Raw genomic sequence first — 24,421 nt, 5'->3', positions numbered from 1 at the left:
GCTGCTAGATACAAGTCCACTGATAATCCTTGCCAGCTTTTGTTGGCACATCAATCAAATAGCTATTGGCCAAAGAGAGCTGTGGCAGGTTTTTGCTGCTGTGTTTTAGTGGTGTTTTAATCTGTGCCTGTTGGTAAAAGGGGTTGGGGTTTTCAGAGCTTCCACTTAGCTTGTGAATCTTAAACGCTGCTACTTCCGGCAAGGGAGAGTGGCTGCGCAGGCGTAAATTACCACCTAAGCGCGAATGGATTTTTACTGTGCAAACCTGGCCGTTTTGCCAGCTTATATCCAGCACAAAACCGCCACGCATCATCAGGCCTGTAACTTTGCCATTGGGCCATTCTTGCGGTAAAGCCGGCAGCAGATGCACAGCGCCATCATGGCTTTGCGCCAGCATTTCTGCCATGCCTGAGGTAAAACCAAAATTGCCGTCAATCTGAAAGGGCGGGTGCGCATCAAACATATTGGGGTAAGTGCCACCGTTTTCGGAGATTTTGCCATCAGCTGTCAGGGCAGGTTTGATTTGGTCTCGTATCAGTTTAAAAGCCCTGTCACCATCCAAAAGACGGGCCCACATATTGATTTTCCAGTTCATCGACCAACCTGTGGACGGGTCGCCGCGCTGCTCCATAGTGACACGGGCCGCATTAAATAACTCAGGTGAGCGCAAAGGTGAGATTTGATTGCTGGGATAGAGCCCATACAAATGCGAAATATGGCGATGTTTATCTTGTGGGTCGTCCCAGTCCTGCAGCCATTCCTGCAACTGATGGTATTTGCCTATTTGCATAGGCGGCAGGCGGGACAGTATGTTTTGCCAGGCCGGGAGCAGGGTTTTGTCTTGGTTTAGAATTGTGGCTGCAGCTATGGTGTTGGAAAACAAGTCAAATAACAGCTGGTTATCCATAGTCACCCCAGCAGCGATTTTGGTGCCTGTGGCTTTGGGGGCATTTTCCGGTGACATGGAAGGGGACACAATCAGCCATTGCTTATCTGGTGATTCAACTAAAAAGTCCTCAAAAAACTCTACGGCAGCTTTCATCACAGGGTAGACCTCAGCTAAATAGGCTTTGTCGCCGCTGTATAAGTACTTTTGCCATAAATGTTGGCTTAGCCAGGCGTTACTGGTAGGCCAGGACCCCCAGCTGTAGTCGATACCTCCTGTGATACGCCAGATGTCGGTGTTGTGATGCGCCATCCAGCCACGGGCGCCATACATGGTTTTGGCGCTTTGCTGCCCAGTGACTGCGAGCTCTTTAATCATCTGGATAAAAGGTTGGTGCAGCTCCGTTAGTTGTGTGACTTCCGCTGGCCAGTAGTTCATTTGGGCATTGATATTTAAGGTGTATTTGCTATCCCATGGCGGGTCTTGTCTATGATTCCAAAGCCCTTGCAAATTGGCGGGCTGACCGCCAGGCTGTGACGAGGAAATCAGTAAATAGCGGCCAAACTGAAAATACAGACTAACCAGCTCTGGGTCATGCCGCTGTGCGAATAAACGGATACGTTGATCTGTCGGCTCGGTGCTAAATTCGCTACCGCCCAGGTCTAAAGTGACGCGGTCAAAATAGTTTTTATAGAGGGTGCTGTGGGCTGTTTTACGGGCCTGATAGGGCTGGCGCTGAAACTGTTGTTGTGCTGTATCCAGATACTGCTGGGCGCGCTTAAGCGCATCAGCGCTGATGTCTTTGTAGTTGATAAAGTTGGTTGCCATGGACACTAAAAGCAGCACCGAATCGGCGTTTTTCACCTGGATCTGATGATCCTTTTGGCTTAGGCTGCCACCACTGTTTTGTACTTGCAGCAAGGAGCCCAGTTGTACTTGCCCTTTTATTCCTTCGTGATCGGCTGATTGCACCTGCATCAGCACCGTATTGGCATTTTGTGTTGAAAAAGCCGCATTGGCCGGATGGGATAAATAAGCTTTAAAGCTGAGCTTGCCAGGTTGGCTGGCGGTTAATTTCACCACCAACACCTGATCGGCCAATGAGGTAAAGACTTCACGGCTGTAAACCACATCTGCCACTTGATAGCGGGTGGTGGCCACTGCATTGGCAATATCTAAATCCCGATAATAATTCTGATACTGCGTATGAGCAGGAAACTCTAAATGTAAGTTGCCAGCGCTTTGATAAGGCATGCCGTTAGCGCCCTGGCTGGTAATGGTTTTAGCGGCCAGTGCTTCGGCAGCGGCATAGTCCCCAGTGGTTATTAAGCTGCGAATTTTGGGCAAGGATGCCAGCGCTGCGGTATTGATGTTGTTATGCGGGCCGCCAGCCCAAAAGGTGTTTTCATTCAACTGGATAGTTTCGTCTGCTGGTTTGCCATAGACCATGGCACCTAAGCGGCCATTGCCCAAAGGCAAAGCTTCTTCCCATAAAGTGGCAGCTTGGTTATACCAAAGCTTGAGATCTGTTGTCGCTGGGGCTGCAATTGCAGTAAAAGCACTGACTAAGCTCAATAAGCAAAGTAAAGAAAATTGCACAGTTTTTGTCATTACCGTCCTGGCCCCTGAAATTCTGTTGTTACAGTCAAGTCGTGGTCATCAGGTTTAACCGTCTGATTTTGATATGTATATAGTGTTTATCGTTAACTTAGTTAAGATTTTTTGTCGCTGCGACCAAGAGCGACCAGCGCCCTTACTGTGCCTGCGCTCTGTCGTGTGCGGCATTCAGTGACTGCTGCTCTTTGTGCTAAAATGCCGGCGTTTTTTAGCTGAGCCTTTAAATCAGGAGTTGTAGTGTCAGCATTATCATCTTTATATCCGCAGCCTTTATGGCAATGGTTTGCACAAATTTGTGCCATTCCTCACCCCTCTAAACATGAGCAGGCCTTAAGCCAGCATATCCAGCACTGGGCACGTGACAAAGGTTTGGCTGTTATTGAAGACCAGGTCGGCAACCTGATCATTAAAAAGCCAGCCACTGCAGGTTTTGAAAATCGCAAAGTGGTGGTGATCCAGGCGCATCTGGATATGGTGCCGCAGAAAAATGCCGACAAAGTTCATGACTTCACTAAAGATCCAATCGACGCTTATGTAGATGGCGACTGGGTAAAAGCCCGCGGAACTACACTAGGTGCAGACAACGGCATCGGCATGGCCTCGGCTTTAGCTATTTTAGGCAGCGACGAGATTGAACATGGCCCTTTAGAAGTATTGCTGACGGTGGATGAAGAAGCCGGTATGACAGGCGCTTTTGGTGTAGAGCCTGGTATGCTGAATGCTGAAATACTGATCAATACCGACTCCGAGCAGGAAGGCGAAATTTACATGGGCTGCGCCGGTGGCGTGGATGCTGAATTTACTGTGCCTGTGCAATGGCAAGCCACAGCAGCTGGAGTGACCGCTGTTGATTTAAGTTTAACGGGTTTAAAAGGTGGCCACTCTGGTGTGAATATTCACCTGGGGCGTGGCAATGCCAATAAGCTGTTGGCGCGTTTTTTAGCCGATCATGCCACAGCTCTGGAATTGGCTATCGCCAGTTTTAGCGGTGGTTCTTTGCGTAATGCTATACCGCGTGAAGCGACTGTTAGTCTGACTGTTCCTGCGACAAAACTTAGTCAGTTACAGCTGGCTGTAGCCCAATTTGAAGCTTTGTTGCAGTTTGAATTGGCCGCCGTTGAGCCAGCATTAAAACTGAGTCTTGCCGAAGTTGTCACTCCAGCTCAGGTGCTTGCAGCTCAGAGCCAAAACACCCTGATCCACTTACTGAACTTATGCCCTAACGGCGTGATGCGAATGAGCGATGAAGTGGCAGGTGTGACCGAAACCTCTCTGAATATGGGCGTGATCAGCACTAAAGAGAGTAGCGTTCAGGTGCTGTGTTTAATCCGCTCTTTAATCGATAGCGGCCGTCAGCAAGTCGAGAGCATGTTAACTTCGCTGGCGCAGTTATCAGGCGCAGCAGTCAAATTCAGCGGGGCTTATCCTGGCTGGAAACCTAACCCGGATTCACCAGTGATGGCGATAGTGCGCGATACCTATCAGGATATTTATCACAAAGAGCCGGTAATTATGGTGATCCACGCGGGTTTAGAATGTGGTTTATTTAAAAAACCATATCCGGATATGGATATGGTGTCGATAGGCCCTACTATTCGTTTCCCACATGGGCCGGACGAAATGGTCAATATCACTACTGTGGGCCAGTACTGGGAATTATTGCTGGCGGTATTAAAACGTATTCCAGAGCGCTGTTAACCTGAGCGCCCTGAACTCAAAGCCCCACTAATTGGGGCTTTTTTTTGCACTGGTGACAGCGGCACTAACGTGATTTCAATCAAAGTCTAAGCTATTGTAGCAACAAGCTTTTCCCGATAAGCTTTTCGCGACAGAGAGTGGAACCACCCGTTATTATTCTGGCACAAAAGGAGGATATAGATGCCTTGGCAATGCCAACATTGCAATACCACTATTGAAGATGACGACTTTGAAGTCTGTTGGAATTGCAACAGTGCACAGGGTGCGCTTGTTCCTGAAAAGGCGGCTGGTCAGTTTGTGCCTGATTGTCTGCGCTGCAAGAAAAAATTGAGCTTTATCGGCACTAAAAACTTCCATGAAGGCACACGTTGGGGCATCTTAGGCGATATAGGTGAGTTTTTTATTAACAAAGAAAACCTTGATATGTACGCCTGTAAATCCTGCGGCAAAGTTGAGTTTTTTATTGCCGGTTTTACTGAGCGTCAGAGCTGATAGCTCTAACGGCTTTAGTTTTAAAGGGCAACAGATGGATCCGGATAAAGTGAGACGCGAAACAACAATCAAGCTGACAGACTTGCCCAATATTGGTAAGGCGGGTGCAGCTGATTTGTTAGTTTTAGGTATCCTTAAGCCGGACGATCTTAAAGGTCGTGATCCCTATCAAATGTACAGGCAGCTTTGTGAGATCACAGCACAAAAGCACGACCCTTGTGTTATTGATGTATTTATCTCTATTACCCGCTTTATCGAAGGGGATGAAGCAAAACCCTGGTGGTTTTACACCGAAGAGCGCAAAAGTATTGTGGCTAATACAGCAGGCAGGGCAGAGCGTTCATTATGAAGCGCCTCGCCTATGAAAAATTTCCAGAGTGAGTAACCCACAGGAAGCACCATTTTGATAGGAAGACTGTTCGACAAATTAGTGTTTGCAGTGGCGCTTATTGCAGCGCTGCAGGTGCCTTTACTGGTTGATCATTATCATCAGTATTTATCTGGCTGGTACAAAGCCATTCAATCACAGGTGGATGGTCACGAAACCACAGCAAAAGCTCATCAGTTTGCTGATGCTAAGGCCATGATAGACAACCATCTGACGAACCCTGAACCCAGTGTGCGTGCTGATGCGGAGCAAAAACTGCAGACCATAAGTCTGCTGTCTGAGCTGCGTCTTGGTATGGAAACTTTTAGCAGTGGTACTCTGTTCGGGAAAATTGGATTTATGCTACATCCTGACAGAATTCATCAGCTAAAAGATGTAGTGCAGAATTTTAAACCTGGTATTCCACTGCATATCAGTGGTCTGGCTTTTGCTGTAATAGGTGCTCTGGTGCTGAATTTTTTGATTATGTTGCCGTTCCGGCTGATGAGATCACGCCCTTCAGTTGCACAGCGTTCGATCTGAGAGTGTGATCGGGAAAATATGGCCTTGAGATTTAGCCGTCAGCGGAATGCTTAGTGATTGCTGCCGAGCAACAGAGAACAGGGTTTCTCGTGGTGAACCCTTAACAACGCAAATGGAAATAGTTCGTAATTGCTTTGCAATTGAGAGCTATTTTCATTTAAAATTCAGGCACTATATTCAGAGGAAAGTGCCATGTCGTTGTTTAAACTCCATAAAATATCCTTAGTTGCGCTGGCTGTGGCCACAAGTTGTTATTCTGCAACCCTGTTGGCAGATGACAGCAAAGCCAAAGCCGAAGAAGACATTGAAGTGATCACGGTAAAAAGTAAGCGGGGTTTAATTTCTTATGTCAGCGCTTCCGGTGCCAAATCGGACACTCCTATTATCGAAACTCCACTCTCTGTATCAGTACTGACGGAAGAGCGTATTGCAGATTTAGGCGCGCTGACGGTTCAGGATGCTCTAGGTTATGTGTCGGGTTTATACAATGGGCCTTATGGTTTGGATACCCGAGGTGATTGGTCTGTGATCCGTGGTGTATCGCCCGTGCAGTATCTGGACGGTCTGAAGTCTTTGTTTGGTTATTACAACAATGTGCGTACCGAGCCTTTTGGCTTATCGCAAATTGAAATTCTCAAAGGCCCAAGTTCAGTCTTATATGGCCAGGGTTCTATTGGCGGTATTGTTAATTTAGTCAGCAAAAAACCTGAAGCAGCCACCAGCGGTCAGTTATGGGCGCAGTTGGGGAATTATTCACGCAAACAACTGGCGGGCGATATCACAGGTTCATTGAATGACGATGAAACACTGCAAGGCCGTTTAGTTGGCGTATGGCGCGACAGTGATACCCAGACTGATTTTGTAACGGATAACAGCAAAGCCTTAGCGCCGTCTTTTAGCTGGCAGGCCAGTGACGATACTAAAGTGACGGTGCTTGGCAACTGGCAGAAAAAAGAGTCCGGCTCCAGCACGCAATTTTTTCCGCATCAGGGCACTATTTTAGCCAATGAGTTTGGTCAGATCCCAAGCAGCCGTTTTGTCTCCGAGCCAGGTTTTGACCGTTATGACACAGAACAACAAGCCGCTACTGTGATTGTTGAACACAATCTGACGGATGACTGGGATTTACGTGTCGCCAGCCGTTACAGCGACAGTCATGCCGATTACGACACTATGTATGGCTGGCCTCCAAAGTTTGAGGATGACAACCGTACTATCTCCCGCGTGGCTTATTTGAGTAACGCCGATGCCCGCTCTGTCACCAGTGATGCTCAGTTGCATGGCAATCTGCAAACCGGTGCAGTAGAGCACCAGCTGGTGATGGGTTTTGATTACCAAAACGCCTACACCGACAATGACTCATTTTATGGCGCAGGTGGTTTATTAGACTTGTACAACCCTGTGTATGGTCAGGTGACAGATTTACCAACAGATGCGGATGTGACCGATTATGCGGCCAATAAGGTGTATCAGAGCGGTGTGTATCTGCAGGATAATATGAAAATTGCTGAGAGCTGGATGGTGTCGGCAGCGCTGCGTCGTGACCGCACTGTCAGCCGCACTGAGCGTGCTGACGCTCAGTCGCAGTATGCCACTACTGGCCGTTTGGGTCTGATGTATCTGATGGATGGCGGCGTTTCACCTTATATCAGTTACAGCGAGTCTTTTGAGCCGATGTTAGGATCGGATGCTTATGGTCAGGCCTTTAAGCCTCAGACCGGTGAGCAGTGGGAAGCGGGTGTGAAATACCAGCCTGATAATACAGAACATTTGTTAACTGCTGCTGTGTATCAAATCAAAGAGCAAAACCGCACTACCACTTTAGCGGCCGATCAGTTGGATGACGAGGGATTGATTGACCCAAATGGTCAGATTCAGGGCGGGGAAGTCACGGCTAAAGGTGTGGAGCTGGAAGCTCAATTGGCCTGGCAGCAACTGGATATTTATGCCAGCTACGCTTACACCGACGCTTATGTCAGCCAAAGTAATACGCTAGGTGAAGAAGGCGCGACTTTATCGGCTGTGCCTGAACAACAGGCCTCTGTCTGGGCAACCTGGCGTTTAGCTATGGTCGATGGTTTGAAACTGGGTGGTGGTGTGCGTTATGTAGGGAAAACATCAGATGGCAGCGCTTATGTGGCTATGAATGGTGTGGTACTGAATGACCCGCTAACGACTCCTTCTTATACCTTGCTCGACGCCATGCTGGGTTATGAAATGGGGGATTACGATCTAAGTCTGCAGGTGCAAAACCTGACCGACAAAACAGTGATCACTTCTTGTCTGAATCGCGGTGATTGTTTCTATGGTCAGCGCCGCGCCATCAGTGCCAACTTGCGTTATAAGTTCTGATTAACACACTGAGGTTCATTCTGATGTAAGCCCCGGACAAAACCGGGGTTTTATTTTTCCAGCGTCTATAAAAAAGCCCCGCGGTTTTCACCAGCGGGGCTTTTTTTGCTTTAGCGGCTAATTAGTTCTTAGCAGCGGCAGCTTTCTTTTCTTTCTCTTTTGCGATTACTGTGTCAGCCACGTTTTGTGGACATGCAGAGTAGTGAGAGAATTCCATAGAGAACTGACCACGACCAGACGTCATAGTACGCAGTGTAGAGATGTAACCGAACATCTCAGACAGTGGTACGTCGCCTTTGATACGTACGCCAGTTACGCCAGCTTCCTGACCAGAGATCATGCCACGACGACGGTTTAAGTCACCGATCACATCACCTACGTGATCTTCCGGAGTGAATACGTCAACTTTCATGATTGGCTCTAACAGCTGAGCGCCAGCTTTAGGCATAGTTTGACGGAAAGCACCTTTGGCTGCGATTTCGAACGCGATGGCTGATGAGTCAACTGCGTGGAAACCACCGTCGAATACTTCAACTTCTACGTCTAATACCGGGAAGCCCGCTAAAGTACCAGTGCTCATCATAGAGGCGAAGCCTTTTTCGATGGCTGGCATAAATTCTTTTGGAACGCTACCACCAACTACAGTTGATTTGAACGAGAAGCCAGAGTTTTGCTCGCCCGGACGAATGCGATAGTCGATTTTACCGTATTGACCTGAACCACCAGATTGCTTCTTGTGCGTGTAGCTGTCTTCCACTTCACGAGTGATAGTTTCGCGGTAAGCAACCTGAGGCTGGCCTACCACTAATTCAACACCGTAAGTACGTTTTAAGATATCTACTTTGATATCTAAGTGCAGTTCACCCATACCTTTCAGAATGGTTTCGCCTGAATCCGGATCTGTTTCAACACGGAAAGTTGGATCTTCAGCAACCATCTTACCGATGGCGATACCCATTTTCTCAACTGAACCTTTGTCTTTTGGTGTTACAGAGATAGAGATTACCGGCTCTGGGAAAACCATTGGTTCTAAAGTACAAGGTGCTTTTGGATCACACAGAGTGTGACCTGTTTGCGTGTTGTTTTTCAGACCAACCAGGGCGATGATGTCACCAGCCTGAGCAGTGGTCAGGTCAGTACGGTCATTCGCGTGCATCTCAACCATACGGCCGATACGCTCAGTTTTGCCAGTGAACGAGTTCAGGACTGTGTCGCCTTTGTTCAGTACACCAGAGTAAATACGGATAAAGGTCAGGGCGCCGAAACGGTCATCCATGATCTTGAATGCTAAAGCGCGGAATGGCTCATCAGCAGAAACGATAGCGAATTGGCCAGTTTCAGCACCTTCTTCGTCAGTCAGCGGCTGTGGGTTTACTTCTGTTGGTGATGGTAAATAATCAACAACGCCATCCAGAACTAACTGCATACCTTTGTTTTTGAAGGCTGAACCACAGAAAGTTGGGAAGAAAGCCAGATCACGTGTACCTTTACGGATACAACGTTTAATGTCTTCGATAGATGGCTCTTCGCCGTCCATGTAAGCCATTAACAGATCATCGTCCTGCTCTAAAGCAGTTTCGATCAGTTGTTGACGGTACATTTCAACATCATCAGCCATATCAGCAGGAACGTCAGTCACTGTGTAGTTTTCTGGTTGGCCAGAATCATCCCACACGTAAGCTTTTTTGCTTAACAGGTCAACTACACCAACAAAAGTATCTTCACGACCAATTGGCAGAACCATGATCAGCGGGTTTGCACCCAGAACTTTTTTCACCTGTTCAGTTACACGGATGAAGTCAGCACCGATACGGTCCAGTTTGTTTACGAAAATCAGACGAGATACTTTCGCGTCGTTCGCATAACGCCAGTTAGTTTCTGACTGAGGTTCAACACCACCAGAACCACAGAATACACCGATACCACCATCTAATACTTTCAGAGAACGGTACACTTCAACTGTGAAGTCAACGTGGCCTGGTGTATCGATAACGTTGAAACGGTGGCCTTTCCAGTAGCAGCTTACTGCAGCTGACTGGATAGTAATACCACGCTCAGCTTCCTGTTCCATGAAGTCAGTGGTCGATTCACCTTCGTGAACTTCGCCCAGCTTGTGGATTTTACCGGTCAGTTTCAGGATACGCTCTGTGGTAGTGGTTTTGCCGGCATCAACGTGGGCGAAGATACCAATGTTTCTATATAAGGATAAATCTGCTGACATAGTCATCTCGATTAGCTAGTGGTTGTAAAATAGGGCGACAATATACAGGAAATTATTTTAATTTGCCCGAAAAAAAATCAGTGCGATCTTCTGTTTTTTCGAATTCACCGTCAACTGCATTTTTATGAACTTTTAGCGCTTAAAGGCAAAGGGCTTTGAAGAGCGTGATCTTGCTCTAGAGGAGTATTACCTGCTTACCAGATCCTGCATTTAAATAAATTGCAATACGGCTGAGCCAATAGCACCAGTGATAGCTAAAAGACTATGCTCGATTCGGTACTCAAGTTTGTTTTCTTGCGAAATAGCTTTGGATGGAAGCAGCAGATAAACCAGATTAATCAACAACAGCGCCAATAACATCAGCCTGGCAACAAACAACACAATTTCATTCAGCACTTTTTACTCCGTTACTTACATTTATATTCATTTTACGATGACAGCTGTATTTTGGTTTTATTTCTGTGAGTCAGACCAAACCAAGCCGGTTAGAATAAAAATGCCGCCAGCATAAGGTGTGGAGGTGTCTGGTCCAATGTGACAAATTGCCGCATTAACATGGTTAAGCATCAACTAAAAAGTTCCCTCAATAAGCTCCACTGCGACAATATGCCGCATCGGCTGATACAATACTGCTGTGTAAAAATAATGCCTGGATGACTTTCTGATTTTAAGGCGCTATTTGATGCAATTCTTTTATTTCCCTCGTCGAACTTTGCTTAGCCTTGCCTGTCTGCAGGCTTTTTTTGTGCTGTCTTTTTCCGCTACAGCTGACGAGCAAAACAAAACTGATACCGCAGCTGAAGGCAGTCTGGAACGCTTATCTGTCTATGGTCAGCGCCAGAGTGACACTTTTGGCAGTAAGTCAGGCATTTTATTAAAGGAGCTGCCGCAGAGTATTCAGCTTTTGGATGTAGATCAGATGCGGGGGCAGGGGCTGGTGTCTGTTGGGGATTTATTGCGCGATATTCCAAGTGCGAATCCGGGGTATTCCAGAGTTGGGCCTTATCAGTCTTTTAGTCTGAAAATCCGCGGTTTTGGGGCCGACCAGATGCGTAACGGTATGCGCCAGCGTTATTTTGAAGATGTGGATGCCTCCGCTCTGAACAGCATAGAACGGATGGAAGTATTAAAAGGCCCGTCTGGTGTGCTTTATGGCCAGTCTGCTGTGGGTGGGGTGATCAATCTGGTTAGCAAAACACCGGGCGCAGATCACAGCGGCAGTGCAGGCTTGAGGTTAGGCACTGATAATCAAAAAGTTGCTAATGGGGATATCAGCAAGGTGTTGTCTGATTCTGTGTCATTACGCTTAACAGGCGAGCTGGAGCGCTCGGACACTTTTGTCGACCGACAGCCGATGGACAGAAATAATATCAGTCTGATGCTGCAGCATAAGGCAGGAGATAGTGCCACAGGTCATTTTGTCGCTGAATATATTAAACGCGAAACCGACCGTTATGTCGGCTTACCAGTGTCTGTAGTCTTGCCTGATCAGGACAGTGAAGAAATCGATATCAGTACTCAATTGGGTGAGCCGGGTTTTACCAGCCTGCGCTCTTTTGCACCTTTGTATCAATATTGGCTGGATATTCAGCTGACCCAGGATTGGACTCTGACACCTCGCCTGCAATATCAGGAATTTAATACGGTGTTTGGTCAGGTCAATTTGCGTGCCCCAGTCACAGCTCAGCCAGAATTGATCAGCCGCACCGGCCGTCAGGGCCGCGAAAATGACGACTACCAAATCGCTCAGCTGGATTTAAATGGTCGTGTGATGACAGGTGCTCTGGAGCATAAAGTGCTGTTAGGTTATGAAGCAGGCCGTGAACGGGGCCGTTTTACTCAGTCCAATATCCGGGCTGGTACTTTAAATCCAGTCGATATTCATAACCCGCAGTATCAATACGATACGCAAAAACCTGTACTGGATTTTGCTTTTGATAATTTTTACAACCTGGATTCTGATGCCTGGTACCTGCAGGATCAAATCAAGTTAACCCCAGAGCTGCAATTAATAGGAGCTGTGCGTTACACCGACAGTAAAGCGGGTAGTGGTGCCTGGGGCAGCGCAGCTGATGAGGTGCCGGTGTCGTCCACTATCTGGCAACTGGGCCTGACTTGGCAGCTTAACGATCAACTGACACTATTTACTGGTCACAATACAGGTTTTGACGTTGAAAGCAGCGCAGCTGCACGCAGCAGAACAGGGGATGCGCTGGAGCCTGAAGAGTCCGCTCAAACAGAGTTGGGTATTCGTTACAGTGCGGATGAGTTCCATGGAAGCCTGGCGCTATTTCGGATTGAACGCTTAAATGCGCTGACGACAGATCCTGTGGACTCAGATTTTAGTGTGAACAGTGGCGAACAGCGTGTCGACGGTGTGGAGTTGGAAGGGAGTTGGCAACTCAGTTCTGCGCTGCAATTACAAGCCGGTTACGCTTATATGGATGGCGAAATCATTGAAAGTAATGATGGCGATCGTGGCAATAAGCTGGGCGATTTGGCGCGTCATCGGTTGAGCTTCAGCGCCAACTGGCAATATGACAATGACTGGTCGGCTTTTGTGCGGGCGAATTACAGCAGTAGCCGGCCTTTAATTACAGGCTCTGCCTGGCAACTGGATGCATACCGCCTGATTGGCACCGGGTTGCGTTATCAGCAAAGTAACTGGTCTGCGCAACTGGCAGTCAATAACCTGCTGGACGAGCTGTATTACACAGCCTCAGGTAATGGATTTGTGGTGTATCCGGGCGAGCCTCAGCAAGCTAGTTTGCAACTGATATGGCAGTGGTAACAGATGACTGAATTAAATACTTCAACTGTGGATAAAAGCGGTGCTGGTGCTATGCGCGCCGTGTTTTTCTGGCATGGTTGGTCTGCGCTGATGATAGCGCCAGTGCTGCTGGTGTTGTTGCTCACAGGCAGTGCTTATCTGTTTGATCGTGAATTTGACCAATGGTGGCAACAAGACGCGCTGGAACTGACACCTGAAGGCACAGCCGCTACCTTAGCGCAGCAGCAGGATTTTTTACGCCAGCAGTATCCGGACTGGACCATCAACAGGGTGGTGCTACCACAACAATCTGCTCACGCAGTGCGCTGGCAACTGACAGCAACGGATGCAGTGCATTTAATTTATCTGGACCCTTATCGTTTACAGATAAGAGCTGATATTGACCCTGCAACTCAGCCTATGGCGATAGTGCGGCGTTTGCATGGTGAACTGCTCGCAGGCCCTGTTGGTGGTTATGTCATTGAATGGTTTTCCTGCTGGACTTTGTTTTTACTTTTGACCGGAGCCTGGCTATGGTGGCCGAAGCACTGGCGTCTGGCCGGTGTGTTAGTGCCGAGAAAACGCAGCGATGGTCGGGTGCACTGGCGCGACTGGCACGCTGTATTGGCGTTGGTCAGTTCTTTAGCTTTGGCTTTTCTGGTCATCAGTGGTATGCCCTGGTCAACCTTTTGGGGCAAGCAGTTTGCGCAATTAGGCCTGGATTTGAGCCCTAAGTGGCACTGGGTGACGCCATCGCCTAATTTCCATTTACCTGACAGTGTCACAACCAGAGCGGCTGATCCACATCACGAGCACAAAATGCAAGCATCTGAAGTGCATGTGACAGGCGGAAAAGAGTCCTGGGTAACAGAACATCATCCTGCACCTGTAAGCACTATGCAGCATCAGCCTCAGGTCGCGGATATCAGCAAAGCTGAACCTTATCTGGCGAGGCTGGCACTGGATACTTATGGCTCAGGTGTACGGATTTTTTATCCGGCAACTGATAAAGATGTATTTAAAATCAACTATGTGCCTGATAAAGCCCAAGGTCAGCAGACACTTTATATAGACCCAGTCAGCGGTGAATTATTGGATGATATTGGCTGGCAGCGTTATTCGGCCTTAGCCAAAGTGGTGGAGTGGGGCACTATGACTCATTTAGGCCGGCAATATGGAGTATGGAATCAGTGGTTGAATCTACTGTTTTGCTTGCTGGTGCTGGCGGCTCTGATTGCAGGTTTAACCTTATGGTGGCGACGCAGAAAACCAGGGCGCTGGTTACCACCTTTACAGAGCACTGACCGCTTACCATTGGGTTTAAAGCTAAGTTTGCTGGTACTGGTGATTCTATTTCCGCTACTTGTTTTGTCGCTATGTGCGTTTATGTTGGTGAGGTTTTGGCGAAGTAGAGTAGCAACATAGGTCAGTCAAGGTAAGATGCTTCGTTCTGTTTGGTTCTTTGTCTTTCATCGGAAGCAACGGATTAACAACTGACGCAACAGAGATAGGTTGTACTACAGAGCAATACAAAGACTAGCCTGAGAAGTCTGATGTGGCAGCAATGAGTTAACTAAAGTAGCTATTATTCTTTTGCTAGTTCAGGTTGCCTCACTGAAGATGTTGCTTGTTATAAACATTACCCTCTAGGCGCCACATCAATACTGATCATTGATATAGAAGCATAAATCCAAGTTGACAGGACACTTAAGGGGATTGTTTTTAGCGACTACTCCACTGCATGGCAGAGGAGTTTCAGTGTTACCAGCGATAATTTAACGCCAAACCTGTGCCTTGCTGACTGACGAACGGCATGACGTGCAGGTCTGAATTCTCGGTAAAATAATAGCTGCTGGCAAAGCCAATCAAAGCCCCGGCCAGTACATCGGAATAATCATGTTTGTCCGAATTGACCCTGCTTTGCGCTGTCCATGCCGCTAAAACGTATGCGGGTATCCCCAGCTCATTGCCATATCTGCGCTGAATAAAAGCAGCTCCCTGAAATGCCATGGCACTGTGCCCGGATGGAAAAGCGTCGTCGTCTGAACCGTCAGGTCGGCTTTTATGTATGGTGTGCTTTAATGCATAGCTGCTCAGAACAGTCGCAGCGAAACTTTTGTAAAACTGCGTCTCTCCGTCCTGATCTGCATAATAACGGGTCATAGCCCAACCGCTGACGGGCAGAGCGATACGAAGCAGATTCGCTGTATTTTCAGTGCTGCTGGCATGCAGTGGCACTGAGCAGTGAAGGCCGATTAATACAGAGGTTAACGACCATTTCAGCAGAGCTGGAATTCTAGCCACAGTACTATTTCCTTATTCAGTTAGTCTTTTTTATCGTTATATATTCCACATCGATCTCAGGGGATTCCAGAAAATCTTTTTCTACTTCACCGTGAATTTCAATCAAATCGTTTTCATCAAACTCACCAGCCGGGAAATCTTCAGGCTCAATCTCGACCCGAATTTGATGGGTGCCATCAGAAAACCAGTATTTCTCGTGGCTAAGTTTTTCAGTCAGATAACCTGTCAGGCGTACGCCCTGGTTGTCTTTTGGGTTATCCAGAATCGCTTTAATTTGTTGCTGAACTGCGGCTTGTGGCCCTTTGTACTGAGCATGCAACTGAAAGGATGCCAGTGTTAAAACAGCAAAAATAAATAATGGTTTCATGGTAAATCTCCAATCAAATAAAGCTGAATAAGCAAGGCTGAATGCTGCACTTCGCAGCTTTAGCGCCATTAAAGCACTGTATGCGTGAAGTGAACGTGAAGTACTTTCTGTAGTACTTCACGTTACCACACAGAGCCAGTTAGTTATTCGAGTCACTAAGAAGCATGATGATTCGTTATCCAGCCTTAATCATCCAGTACACAGGCGGATAAACGCACGCCATCAAAACTGCAGTCCAGTTCAAGCCATTGATTCTCAAAGCTGCTCAGGCTGTTATCTGCGGCCTGATAACCCCAGATGCTATTGTTCTGTACTAAACCTGTCAGTTCTACACGTGCTGATACTCCGGCTTTTTCCACTTCTTTCACTGTGATGCTACCATCCGCTCTTTGTACGGCCTCAATTTGCAGGTACTGACTATCCAATGTCTGTAACGTCAGGCCATCCTCCAACTCCGTCAGGCTATTCACTGCAAAACTAAAACCATTGAGCTGTAGATGAGTACCATCAAAGGTCATAGTGCCAGTAACTTCTACTCTTTGACTGCCTGGGGTGCTGATGCTTTGGTTGTTAAATTCAACTTCAGTCAGCACACTTTGGTTATTCTGCTGCTTTAATGTCACTTCGACATAGCGGCCTGGCTGCAGCTCATTGGCAGAACCTTGTTCGAAGCGGGTGGCCGTGGTGACGTTAAAGCTATAGCGCTGGTTCAGCTCAAAGCTGGTTTTGCTTTCGTTAACCCAGCTGATCACGCCGGAAATTTCAGTTTCTGCAGTGTCAGGGAATTGTTCGAAATCAACTTCGCTGGCTTTTAAAACACCATTGCTAAGCTGGCCATAGACTTCTGCCCAGCGGCCTGAAGCTACTGGACCATCTTCAATCATTGCTGCTGAATAATCGACTTGTTGCCCTAATATGCTAAAGCGCTGAGTGCTTTCATTCAGCTCGCTGATTTGGCCTTCCAGCTCGATATAAAGCGGTGTATCTGCCGAAGAGAGCTTGGTCACTGCTGTAACTTCGCTGCTTTGCAGTGGGTTTAAACTGACCAGTACAAAGTCTCCTGCTGTCAATGAATGGTTAGTCAATTGCAGGCTTTGGCCATTGATGTGCAGCGTATCGCCCTGAACTGCACTGACAAAACCTGCCAGATCCGGATTAAGTTCCACCTTATGTTGGCCTGAACTGTCGCTTGTGACCCGAACTTTGGATCCGCTGGTTAATACAGAAGACGCTAAATTTTGTTTGGCGTAGCTGACAGTGCTGGAGCTGAAGTTAAAGCTTTGCCCTTGCACTGTGAATGCGCTGCTGTTGACGCTATCAACCGTACCTATAGTGGTTTTAGTGGTGGCAGGCGTGATTATCGGATTAGTGCCATTGCCTTGGCTCGGTGCTGCTGTTGTATTATCTGAGTTGCTATTCGAGCTGCCGCAAGCCGCCAGACTTAATGCAGATACCGCTATCATCAGGTTTTTCATGTGTTTCATATAGACCTCTTTGGTGTGTCAACATAGACTGATGGCGGCAAGTGTAGGTAAGCCTGAGTGAAGTGTTCGTGAAGTCTTTGGTGGAAAATAAATGAAAGTACTGTTAGTGGACGACAACCAGCAAGTGATGGAAACCTTAACCGACTATCTGGAATTATCAGGTGTTCAGGTCGATTGCGCTTACAATGGCCTTAGCGCTTTAGCTCTGCTGAAACAGCAGAGTTTTGATGTGATAGTGATGGATATTATGATGCCAAAGCTGGATGGCATCAGCACGGTGCAGCACATCCGTCAGGAATTGCTATGTCAGACGCCGGTCTTATTTCTGACTGCCAAAGACGGTTTGGTGGATAAAGAAGCGGCCTTTGAAGCAGGAGGCGACGATTATCTGGTGAAGCCTTTTGCCTTAAAAGAGCTGCAATTGCGGCTTGAGGCCTTAAGTAAAAGAGGCGTGCGGCAGGATTTAACCACGCTGGTGTTGGGTGATGTAAAACTGGATCTAACTAGCTTGTCTGCGACTAAAGGGGACCGACCTTTGAAACTTAGCCGTATTCAGCTGCAAATTCTAAAACTGCTGCTGCAAAAATCTCCTGCTGTGGTCAGTCGTCAGTATCTGACAGAACAGATTTGGGGCGATGAAGAGCCGGCCAGTGATGTGTTGCGCAGCCATGTCTATGCCATTCGCAATCAGTTAAGTCCGAAGCAGGAAAAGCCTGTGTTGGAAACCTTACATGGTCAGGGGTATAAGCTTGTTTTATAAAGCAAATAGCAGCTTTTTCCGCAGAGTGACGCTCATCACTTCTATTCTTAGTCTGGTGTTTATTTCGTTATTCTGGCTGGTGATTTTAGTGGCTGAAGATCAGATGGAAGTCATCAGCCTGGATCACTGGCTGGACGCAGAAGCCCGAATGTTTGAACGAGATTATCAATTGCAGGGGGCTGCGGCTGATTTACCGAATCACTATGAATTTGACAGCTACTGGAGTGAAGAGCCTATGCCACTCTGGTTGAAAGAGTACACAACTCCGGGCTACTACGAGCATCATTTAGGGCCTGAAGATAAGCATTTTCTGGTGCGGCAGCATCCATCAGGCAAGGGCCTGTTTTACGTGGTGTTTAAAGACAATGCCGATGATTATTTGGACGAATACGAGTCCAAGCTGCATCTTTTTACCTTGTTATTTGGTTTCGCCATCATGCTTTTAACGGTTTGTTATGGTGTGTATATGGTGCGGCAAATGGCGGTGCCGCTGCGTAATGTCGTTAGCAAAATCAAACAGATGTCGCCTGAGCAGCCTTCTTTTGTCGTCGAGGCGCGCTTTGAAGAATTACGGACTATAGAGCAGGCGCTGTTTGACAGCAAAAAACATATAGCGGCTTTTTTTCAGCGAGAACAGGAATTCAGTCGTTTTGCCGCTCATGAAATCAGAACACCGCTGATGGTATTACAGGGCTCGTCCGAATTACTGCAAACTATGCTGGCAGAAGAACCTCGTTGTCAGAAAGCTTTGCTCAGAATTGAGCGCGCTTGCCAGGACATCGCTTTATTGACGGACACTTTTTTGTTATTGGGCAAAGAGACAATAGATGCTCACCATTATCAGCAGCTTGACTTAGAAACTGTGTTGCGTGAGCAATTGCCACTGGCGCAACGTGCTGCGATTTCTGACACAGCCAGCTGGACCATACAGGTTCATCAGAATATACAGCTTTGGGCGCCACAAAGTTTTGTGCGGGTGGTGCTGATCAACTTATTAAAAAATGCCTTTATTCATGGCAATGGCGAGCTTTTCGTTGAGCTGAATGAAAAGCAATTAAAGGTCAGCAATCACAGTAGCAAAGAGCGGGATAGTCAGGGCTATGGTTATGGTTTGGTGATAGTAGAGCGTATTTGCAGTCGTATGGGTTGGCAGTTAGACATACAACATCAGTCAGTCGACTTTTGTGTGCAAATCAGTTTTCCGCCAGAGCCGAAGGATACTGTGTAAAAACAAAGGGCCAGCAGGCCCTTTGTTCGTTTCAAAGCCGGATGTTAAGCCAAAGTCGGGTAGTCGGTATAACCGACCGGACCTTTGCCATAAAACAGTTCTGGTCGTGGCTGATTTAATGGCGCATCTGTTTCCAGGCGTTTTGGTAAATCCGGGTTGGCAATAAAAGGAATGCCAAAGGCGATAGCGTCTGCTTTGCCTTCTGCTAACCAAGCGTTGGCCTCTGCTTTGCTGAATTTTTCATTGGCAATCACAGGACCACCAAACAGCTGTTTAATCAGCGGAGTGATGCTGTCCTCTGCCGGATGTTCGCGGGTAGAGATAAAAGCAATACCACGTTTGCCCAGCTCAGTCGCAACATAACCAAAAGTAGCAGTGCGGTTCGAGTCGCCCATATCATGTGCATCCATACGAGGTGCTAAGTGTACTGCCACTCTGTCTTTACCCCAGACTTCAATACAAGCGTCTGTGACTTCCAGCATTAAGCGAGCGCGGTTTTCCAGCGAGCCACCGTATTCGTCATCCCGTAAGTTGGTGCTGTCCTGCAGGAACTGGTCCAGTAAATAGCCATTCGCTCCGTGCACATGTACACCATCAAAACCTGCGGCTTTCGCATTGATTGCACCCTGGCGATAGGCTTCAACGACCTCTTTGATTTCGCTTAAGCTTAAAGCCCGTGGCTCATCAAAGTCTTTCATTGGACGCACCAGACTGACATGGCCCGCCGGACGCACTGCACTTGGGGCTACAGGTTTTTCGCCATTTAAATAAATCGGATCGGAAATGCGGCCAACATGCCACAGTTGCAGGAAAATACGGCTACCTGCTTTGTGGACTGCGTCAGTCACCAATTTCCAGCCGTCAACCTGAGCTTGGGACCAAATACCAGGTGTATCCGGATAACCGACCCCCATAGGAGTCACCGATGTGGCTTCGGATAAAATCAAACCCGCACTGCTACGCTGGCTGTAATACTCCGCCATCATGGCATTAGGCACGCGGCCTTCATCAGCACGACAGCGGGTTAAAGGCGCCATCACAATACGATTTTTCAGGGTTAAATCACCCAGGGTGATAGCATCAAATAAAGTTGGCATCTGTCATTCCTTAAAGTTGATCGGTTAAGCGCGCCAGAAAGTGTTGGATAACCTCTTCATTGCGCGAAAAAAAACTCCACTGACCTACTTTCTTACTGCTGATAAAACCAGCACGTTGCAAAGTGGCCAGATGGGCAGATACGGTGGACTGCGACAAACCTGTTTTCTGGTCGATTTTGCCGGCACACACGCCAATACTCAGTGGGTGCTCCTGATCGGCAAAATAGACTTCAGGTTGTTTCAGCCAGTTTAAAATGTCCCGTCGCACCGGGTGGGACAGGGCTTTGATCATTTCATCGAGTTCTGCAGAGCTCATGGTTTTATCCATATCCATATATCGCGATGTGGCGAAATATATATCGTAAGTTTTCGATATGCAACTTTTATTTTATTCTGGTCGGTACATTAATCTGGCTCACAGCCGTAAACAGAACGAAACACTAGCAAGAGATAGCCTGTTAGGTAGTAAAGAACCACTGAAGTTATCATACGTATTACGACGTTTTTTTAACCAGGTTCAGAAAAAATAAACAAATATACTTTTGATCTCTTTATGGACGGACAGCGTTTTCTATTGCGGGTTTTATGTTCAACTAAAAGGAAATCAGAATGAAATTTCGCTCATTATTGAATTTAACCGTTCTTTCAGCAGCTTTAGTTGTCTCTGCTGCATCCTACGCTTCTGCTAAAGTAGATATTGTCGATACCGCCGTAGCCGCAGGTAGTTTCAATACACTGGTGACTGCAGTTAAAGCTGCAGATCTGGTCGATACCTTAAAAGGTGCTGGTCCGTTCACCGTATTTGCACCAAACGATGCTGCATTTGCTAAGGTTCCTGCTGCAGATTTGGAGGCGCTGTTAAAAGATAAAGCAGCACTTGGTAATGTACTGACATACCATGTGGTTGCAGGCAAAGTGATGGCCTCTGATGTGGTGAAGTTAACATCCGCTAAAACAGTACAAGGCCAGGAATTAAAGATTGCCGTGAAAGATGGTGTGGTCTATGTCGATGGTGCTAAGGTGATCAGTACAGATATTGAAACCAGTAATGGCGTCATTCACGTGATTGATTCTGTTGTCTTACCTAAATAATCGTTTTTAATCAGAGAAAAGGAGCTGTGCTCCTTTTCTTTTTTTCAATACGACCAACGCTATCTGCTGTTAAACTTCATGTATCCTTTTTGATTTTATGTAGTTAGGGACCATAGTTGTGGCCAAAACACTGATGTTTGTCGCTTTATTGTGGTTTGCTTTTTGTGAAGCGTCCACAGAGCACAACGCTGTTGTCTGGATGAAAAATGGTGACAGATTAACAGGTGTTATCACTCAGCAAGACAAAGACATTGTCTTTTTGAATCTGCCTTATTCGGGGCAAGTGCAATTGCCCAGAGCTCAGATTGATCGGATTGAGCAGCAAAAGCTGCTTGCTGTTTCCCCCATAGTTGTCGCTGAAACTCAAGCTGTGGTGATAAAAAACCAAGCTGTACGGCACTCTAGTGTGGATCTGACCGCAGGTAAAAAACGCAGTAGCAGTAGTACCGACAATCTGGGTTTTAAAACGGCCTTTGAGCAGCGTGATACCAATATACGGCTAACCTTTGATGGCAAATACGATTACGAAACCAGTAATTCGCTCAAGAAAACTCATAAATATCTGCTCAATCCGGGTGCTGACTATTTTTTCCAGCCGCAATTATTCTGGCGTAATAAGGTGGATTATTCGCAGGACTTTATCGCGGCCGATTACAAAAACATCGATCTAAGCTCGGGTTTAGGCTACAGCTTTTATGACACCGCTGAACTGAGGATTGAGTTTATTGCACTAGCGGGTCTAAAGCGAACTCACTTTAAAGAAACTGCAGGGCTGGAATTATTTCTTGGCGACCGACAGCAGTTAGATTTTCGTCACATCCAACTGGAATGGGATTTGCGGTATTTATGGCCTGGCAGCAGCTTTGAGGTGTTCAGTGAAGGCAGCTACTTAAAACCAGTGAATCAGCCGGTGCAGTACATTGAATTCAGACAAGATGTAAACATAAGCTCAGGGTTGCATTATTATCTGACTGAGCGCATTCGATTGTCCTTTTCAGTCGATTTAGACTGGTCAAAAATTGATGTGGTGTTGCCTCGATACGAGGGACTCTCGGCAGATAGCCGCGATTTACATCAAAAACTCAGTATAGGCGCCAAGTTCTGAAAAAAAGGGGGCTGAGTATACCCAGCCCCTGAACTATCAATTAAAGGCTGATAGCAGTGCTGGCGCTGCACTTAGTTGTGCTTGCCGCTTCACAGACTTTATAGCTGTAGCTGCCACGGTTTAACGGACCATCACGATGGGCCCCGTCATTGGTTGTGGTCAGAATTTTCACGTTATTGCGGTACAGGTCAACTGAGCTTGTAGTTGCACTTGCCCAGTTCAGGTCAACATAACGTTTACCTTTACTGGAAATGCCCTGTAAAGTCAGGCTGATACCTGGTGTTGGAGTCACGCCACCACCACAACCGTTGGTCGTCAGGTATTGATGTGCTGCTGCCGCCTGAACAATACCGTAACCGAAGTAAACGTCTTTACCTGCGGTACCAGAGTCTTTCGCCGTAGCTTTTAACGCATTACGGATTTGAGCACCGGTACAGCCTGGATGATTTGACCAGACCAGAGCTGCGATACCTGAAACAGCAGGCGTTGCCATAGAAGTTCCGCTCATCAGGCCATAACCGCTGGTGCCTATATTGATTGACGCTGTAGTTGCAGAAAGTAGGGCAGTTCTGTCTTCAAAAGCTGCGCCTACGGCAGGGATGGACGTGGTGTTGGCTGAACCTTCACCTAAGGTGCCGTATAACATGCCTGCAGTGTTATTGATCAGAACAGCTCCAACGCCACCAGAGTTCTGACAGTTTTTTACCTTGTCGTGGAAGGAGATCACACCACGGTCAATCATACAGATTTTACCGGCTGCGCCTGAATTCACCGTTTCTGCTGTGCCCATAAAAAAGGTTGCTGCACTTGCTGACCCTGGATTTTCCATGGCTGAGGTTGCAAAAGGAGTGCCGTTTGCGCTTAAGGTTGCGCTGGTTGCCATATCGGCTGGGTAAGTCGATAGGGTATCTACACCACCAGCAGTGGCCTCCACACAAATAGTTTCGTCCGTTTTTCCATTAGCAGTACAGCTAGGGAATTGGGAGAAGTCGGCGATATTATTGTTATTGTCGTTGGCACCTATCATCATGACCGAAGGGTAACCTGCCGGGTAAGAGCGCACATTGTTACCGTCATTTCCTGCAGCTGCTATGACTAAACCGCCAGCGTCAGTGAAGGTTTTAAAGGCATTTGATTCAGTAGTATTGGCACCACCACCGCCTAAGCTCATGCTGATAATGTCAGAGCCAGCATTTTTACATTTTTGTGCGGCGTAAGCTAAATCCGAAGAATATCCCCAGCCTTCAGCGTTAAATACTTTGATGATATGCATAGAGACACCTGGCGCCATACCGACTACACCAAAACCGTTATCAGCCGCACCTATAGTTCCTGCTACATGAGTACCATGCGGCCCACCGTTGACGTTCCAGCTGCCTGTACCTGAATCGTTGTCACCTGTAATGCTGCCCCAGTCAAAGTCAGGATTAGATTGGTCTAAACCTGAGTCGATCACACAGACTTTAATACCAGCACCAGGGTTAAATTGCACCTGATTGGCTTGAGACTGGTACACAGCATAAGGAGTGATTTGTTGTTGCATCGGATCGCCAGCGTCATCATTAAACAACGCCAAAGGTTTACGCACTAAATCTTCTTCTACCAGTTTGATATGAGGGTTTTTTAAAATACCTCTGATTTCGTCCACCGACTTGCCGTTGAACTGAGCGGCGATAAAACCATCTGCATCTACTTTTACTTCGCCACCCAGTTGTTTTGTTAAGGCGGTGATGATCCCTTTGTTGGCATTATCGACCTGAATAATAACCCGGTCCGCTGCTGCCGCAGTGGTGCAGCCCAAGGCTATTAAAGTTGCGAAGGAGATTTTGCTTAACTTACTGATTTTCATTGAGTTGTTCCCGTTTCTTATTGTTTTTTTCTCCACTGCATCTGAGCATCTTTGTGCTTTTATCGCATGAATATGGAGTCTTGTCGCATTTCTTGCTGTATATCAGCTTCTTCTAAATGCCATTTTTTTCGATGAAAAAGCAATCAGAATATTAAATTTTGTTTCCAAGTGTAATTAAATGTAATCGGT

The 24,421-nt window shown here is 47.1% G+C and carries 20 protein-coding genes; 11 read left to right on the top strand and 9 right to left on the bottom strand.

The features are described 5' to 3' along the window. Positions 1-4: 4 nt before the first annotated feature. Positions 5-2,497 carry a glycoside hydrolase family 95 protein gene (locus tag WH43_RS13540; protein WP_053425139.1) on the bottom strand — a complete coding sequence of 831 codons (2,493 nt, stop codon included), beginning with the start codon at positions 2,495-2,497 and terminating at the stop codon, positions 5-7. Between the two features lie 243 nt (positions 2,498-2,740). Between WH43_RS13540 and WH43_RS13535 the strand changes: the two genes are divergently transcribed. The 5 genes from WH43_RS13535 to WH43_RS13515 all read left to right on the top strand — a co-directional run bounded on the left by WH43_RS13535 (position 2,741) and on the right by WH43_RS13515 (position 7,955). Continuing rightward, positions 2,741-4,201: an aminoacyl-histidine dipeptidase gene (locus tag WH43_RS13535; protein ID WP_053425138.1), complete on the top strand. Its 1,461-nt coding sequence runs from the start codon at positions 2,741-2,743 to the stop codon at positions 4,199-4,201. Positions 4,202-4,381: 180 nt separating this feature from the next. Further along, positions 4,382-4,693, top strand: coding sequence for a hypothetical protein (locus WH43_RS13530; RefSeq protein WP_053425137.1), 312 nt, complete (start codon positions 4,382-4,384; stop codon positions 4,691-4,693). Positions 4,694-4,727: 34 nt separating this feature from the next. Further along, positions 4,728-5,042, top strand: a complete 315-nt coding sequence (locus tag WH43_RS13525) for a helix-hairpin-helix domain-containing protein (protein WP_053425136.1) — start codon at positions 4,728-4,730, stop codon at positions 5,040-5,042. 54 nt (positions 5,043-5,096) lie between these two features. Beyond that, positions 5,097-5,603 carry a DUF2937 family protein gene (locus tag WH43_RS13520; protein ID WP_053425135.1) on the top strand — a complete coding sequence of 169 codons (507 nt, stop codon included), beginning with the start codon at positions 5,097-5,099 and terminating at the stop codon, positions 5,601-5,603. 192 nt (positions 5,604-5,795) lie between these two features. Next, on the top strand, positions 5,796-7,955 hold the full coding sequence (locus WH43_RS13515; RefSeq protein ID WP_053425134.1) for a TonB-dependent siderophore receptor: 2,160 nt from the start codon (positions 5,796-5,798) through the stop codon (positions 7,953-7,955). Positions 7,956-8,076: 121 nt separating this feature from the next. On the opposite strand, the gene fusA is transcribed toward WH43_RS13515, so the two are convergent. Together fusA and WH43_RS13505 are read right to left on the bottom strand one after the other, a co-directional pair. Further along, entirely contained in the window at positions 8,077-10,182 is a 2,106-nt protein-coding gene (fusA, locus tag WH43_RS13510) for an elongation factor G (RefSeq protein WP_371870996.1), read from the bottom strand. A gap of 204 nt (positions 10,183-10,386) precedes the next feature. Beyond that, positions 10,387-10,572, bottom strand: coding sequence for a hypothetical protein (locus WH43_RS13505; RefSeq protein ID WP_053425133.1), 186 nt, complete (start codon positions 10,570-10,572; stop codon positions 10,387-10,389). A gap of 286 nt (positions 10,573-10,858) precedes the next feature. Here WH43_RS13505 and WH43_RS13500 point away from each other — a divergent pair, with 286 nt between their 5' ends. Then, positions 10,859-12,967: a TonB-dependent receptor gene (locus WH43_RS13500; protein ID WP_053425132.1), complete on the top strand. Its 2,109-nt coding sequence runs from the start codon at positions 10,859-10,861 to the stop codon at positions 12,965-12,967. A 3-nt stretch (positions 12,968-12,970) separates the two neighbouring features. Beyond that, a complete protein-coding gene (locus WH43_RS13495) occupies positions 12,971-14,371 on the top strand; it encodes a PepSY-associated TM helix domain-containing protein (RefSeq protein ID WP_053425131.1) in 1,401 nt (466 codons plus the stop codon). Positions 14,372-14,707: 336 nt separating this feature from the next. Here WH43_RS13495 and WH43_RS13490 read toward each other — a convergent pair whose 3' ends face one another. The 3 genes from WH43_RS13490 to WH43_RS13480 form a co-directional block, all read right to left on the bottom strand. Further along, complete coding sequence (locus WH43_RS13490; RefSeq protein WP_053425130.1) at positions 14,708-15,250, bottom strand: phosphatase PAP2 family protein; 543 nt, start codon at positions 15,248-15,250, stop codon at positions 14,708-14,710. Between the two features lie 16 nt (positions 15,251-15,266). Further along, positions 15,267-15,617, bottom strand: a complete 351-nt coding sequence (locus WH43_RS13485; RefSeq protein ID WP_152342857.1) for a NirD/YgiW/YdeI family stress tolerance protein — start codon at positions 15,615-15,617, stop codon at positions 15,267-15,269. A gap of 185 nt (positions 15,618-15,802) precedes the next feature. Further along, positions 15,803-17,101, bottom strand: coding sequence for a DUF5666 domain-containing protein (locus WH43_RS13480; RefSeq protein WP_053425128.1), 1,299 nt, complete (start codon positions 17,099-17,101; stop codon positions 15,803-15,805). A 91-nt stretch (positions 17,102-17,192) separates the two neighbouring features. On the opposite strand from WH43_RS13480, the gene WH43_RS13475 reads away from it, so the two are divergent. After that, complete coding sequence (locus WH43_RS13475; RefSeq protein WP_053425127.1) at positions 17,193-17,861, top strand: response regulator transcription factor; 669 nt, start codon at positions 17,193-17,195, stop codon at positions 17,859-17,861. Further along, positions 17,851-19,089 (top strand): sensor histidine kinase, encoded by a 1,239-nt coding sequence (locus tag WH43_RS13470; RefSeq protein WP_053425126.1) that lies wholly within the window; start codon positions 17,851-17,853, stop codon positions 19,087-19,089. The genes WH43_RS13475 and WH43_RS13470 overlap by 11 nt, the downstream gene beginning before the upstream one ends. 44 nt (positions 19,090-19,133) lie before the next feature. On the opposite strand, the gene WH43_RS13465 is transcribed toward WH43_RS13470, so the two are convergent. Then, on the bottom strand, positions 19,134-20,186 hold the full coding sequence (locus WH43_RS13465) for an alkene reductase (protein WP_053425125.1): 1,053 nt from the start codon (positions 20,184-20,186) through the stop codon (positions 19,134-19,136). A 10-nt stretch (positions 20,187-20,196) separates the two neighbouring features. Beyond that, positions 20,197-20,502 (bottom strand): ArsR/SmtB family transcription factor, encoded by a 306-nt coding sequence (locus WH43_RS13460; protein WP_152342856.1) that lies wholly within the window; start codon positions 20,500-20,502, stop codon positions 20,197-20,199. Positions 20,503-20,795: 293 nt separating this feature from the next. On the opposite strand from WH43_RS13460, the gene WH43_RS13455 reads away from it, so the two are divergent. Both WH43_RS13455 and WH43_RS13450 read left to right on the top strand, forming a co-directional pair. Continuing rightward, complete coding sequence (locus WH43_RS13455; RefSeq protein WP_053425123.1) at positions 20,796-21,278, top strand: fasciclin domain-containing protein; 483 nt, start codon at positions 20,796-20,798, stop codon at positions 21,276-21,278. Between the two features lie 118 nt (positions 21,279-21,396). Next, a complete protein-coding gene (locus WH43_RS13450; RefSeq protein ID WP_053425122.1) occupies positions 21,397-22,383 on the top strand; it encodes a DUF481 domain-containing protein in 987 nt (328 codons plus the stop codon). 40 nt (positions 22,384-22,423) lie between these two features. Here the strand turns inward: WH43_RS13450 and WH43_RS13445 are convergent, their stop codons facing one another. Continuing rightward, a complete protein-coding gene (locus WH43_RS13445; RefSeq protein WP_053425121.1) occupies positions 22,424-24,232 on the bottom strand; it encodes a S8 family serine peptidase in 1,809 nt (602 codons plus the stop codon). Positions 24,233-24,421 lie beyond the last annotated feature (189 nt).

The sequence above is a fragment of the Rheinheimera sp. KL1 genome (assembly GCF_001275035.1).
In the GTDB taxonomy this organism is placed as follows: domain Bacteria; phylum Pseudomonadota; class Gammaproteobacteria; order Enterobacterales; family Alteromonadaceae; genus Pararheinheimera; species Pararheinheimera tangshanensis.
Note: the sequence above shows the minus strand (reverse complement) of the source record. Positions and strands in the feature narration are given on the sequence as shown.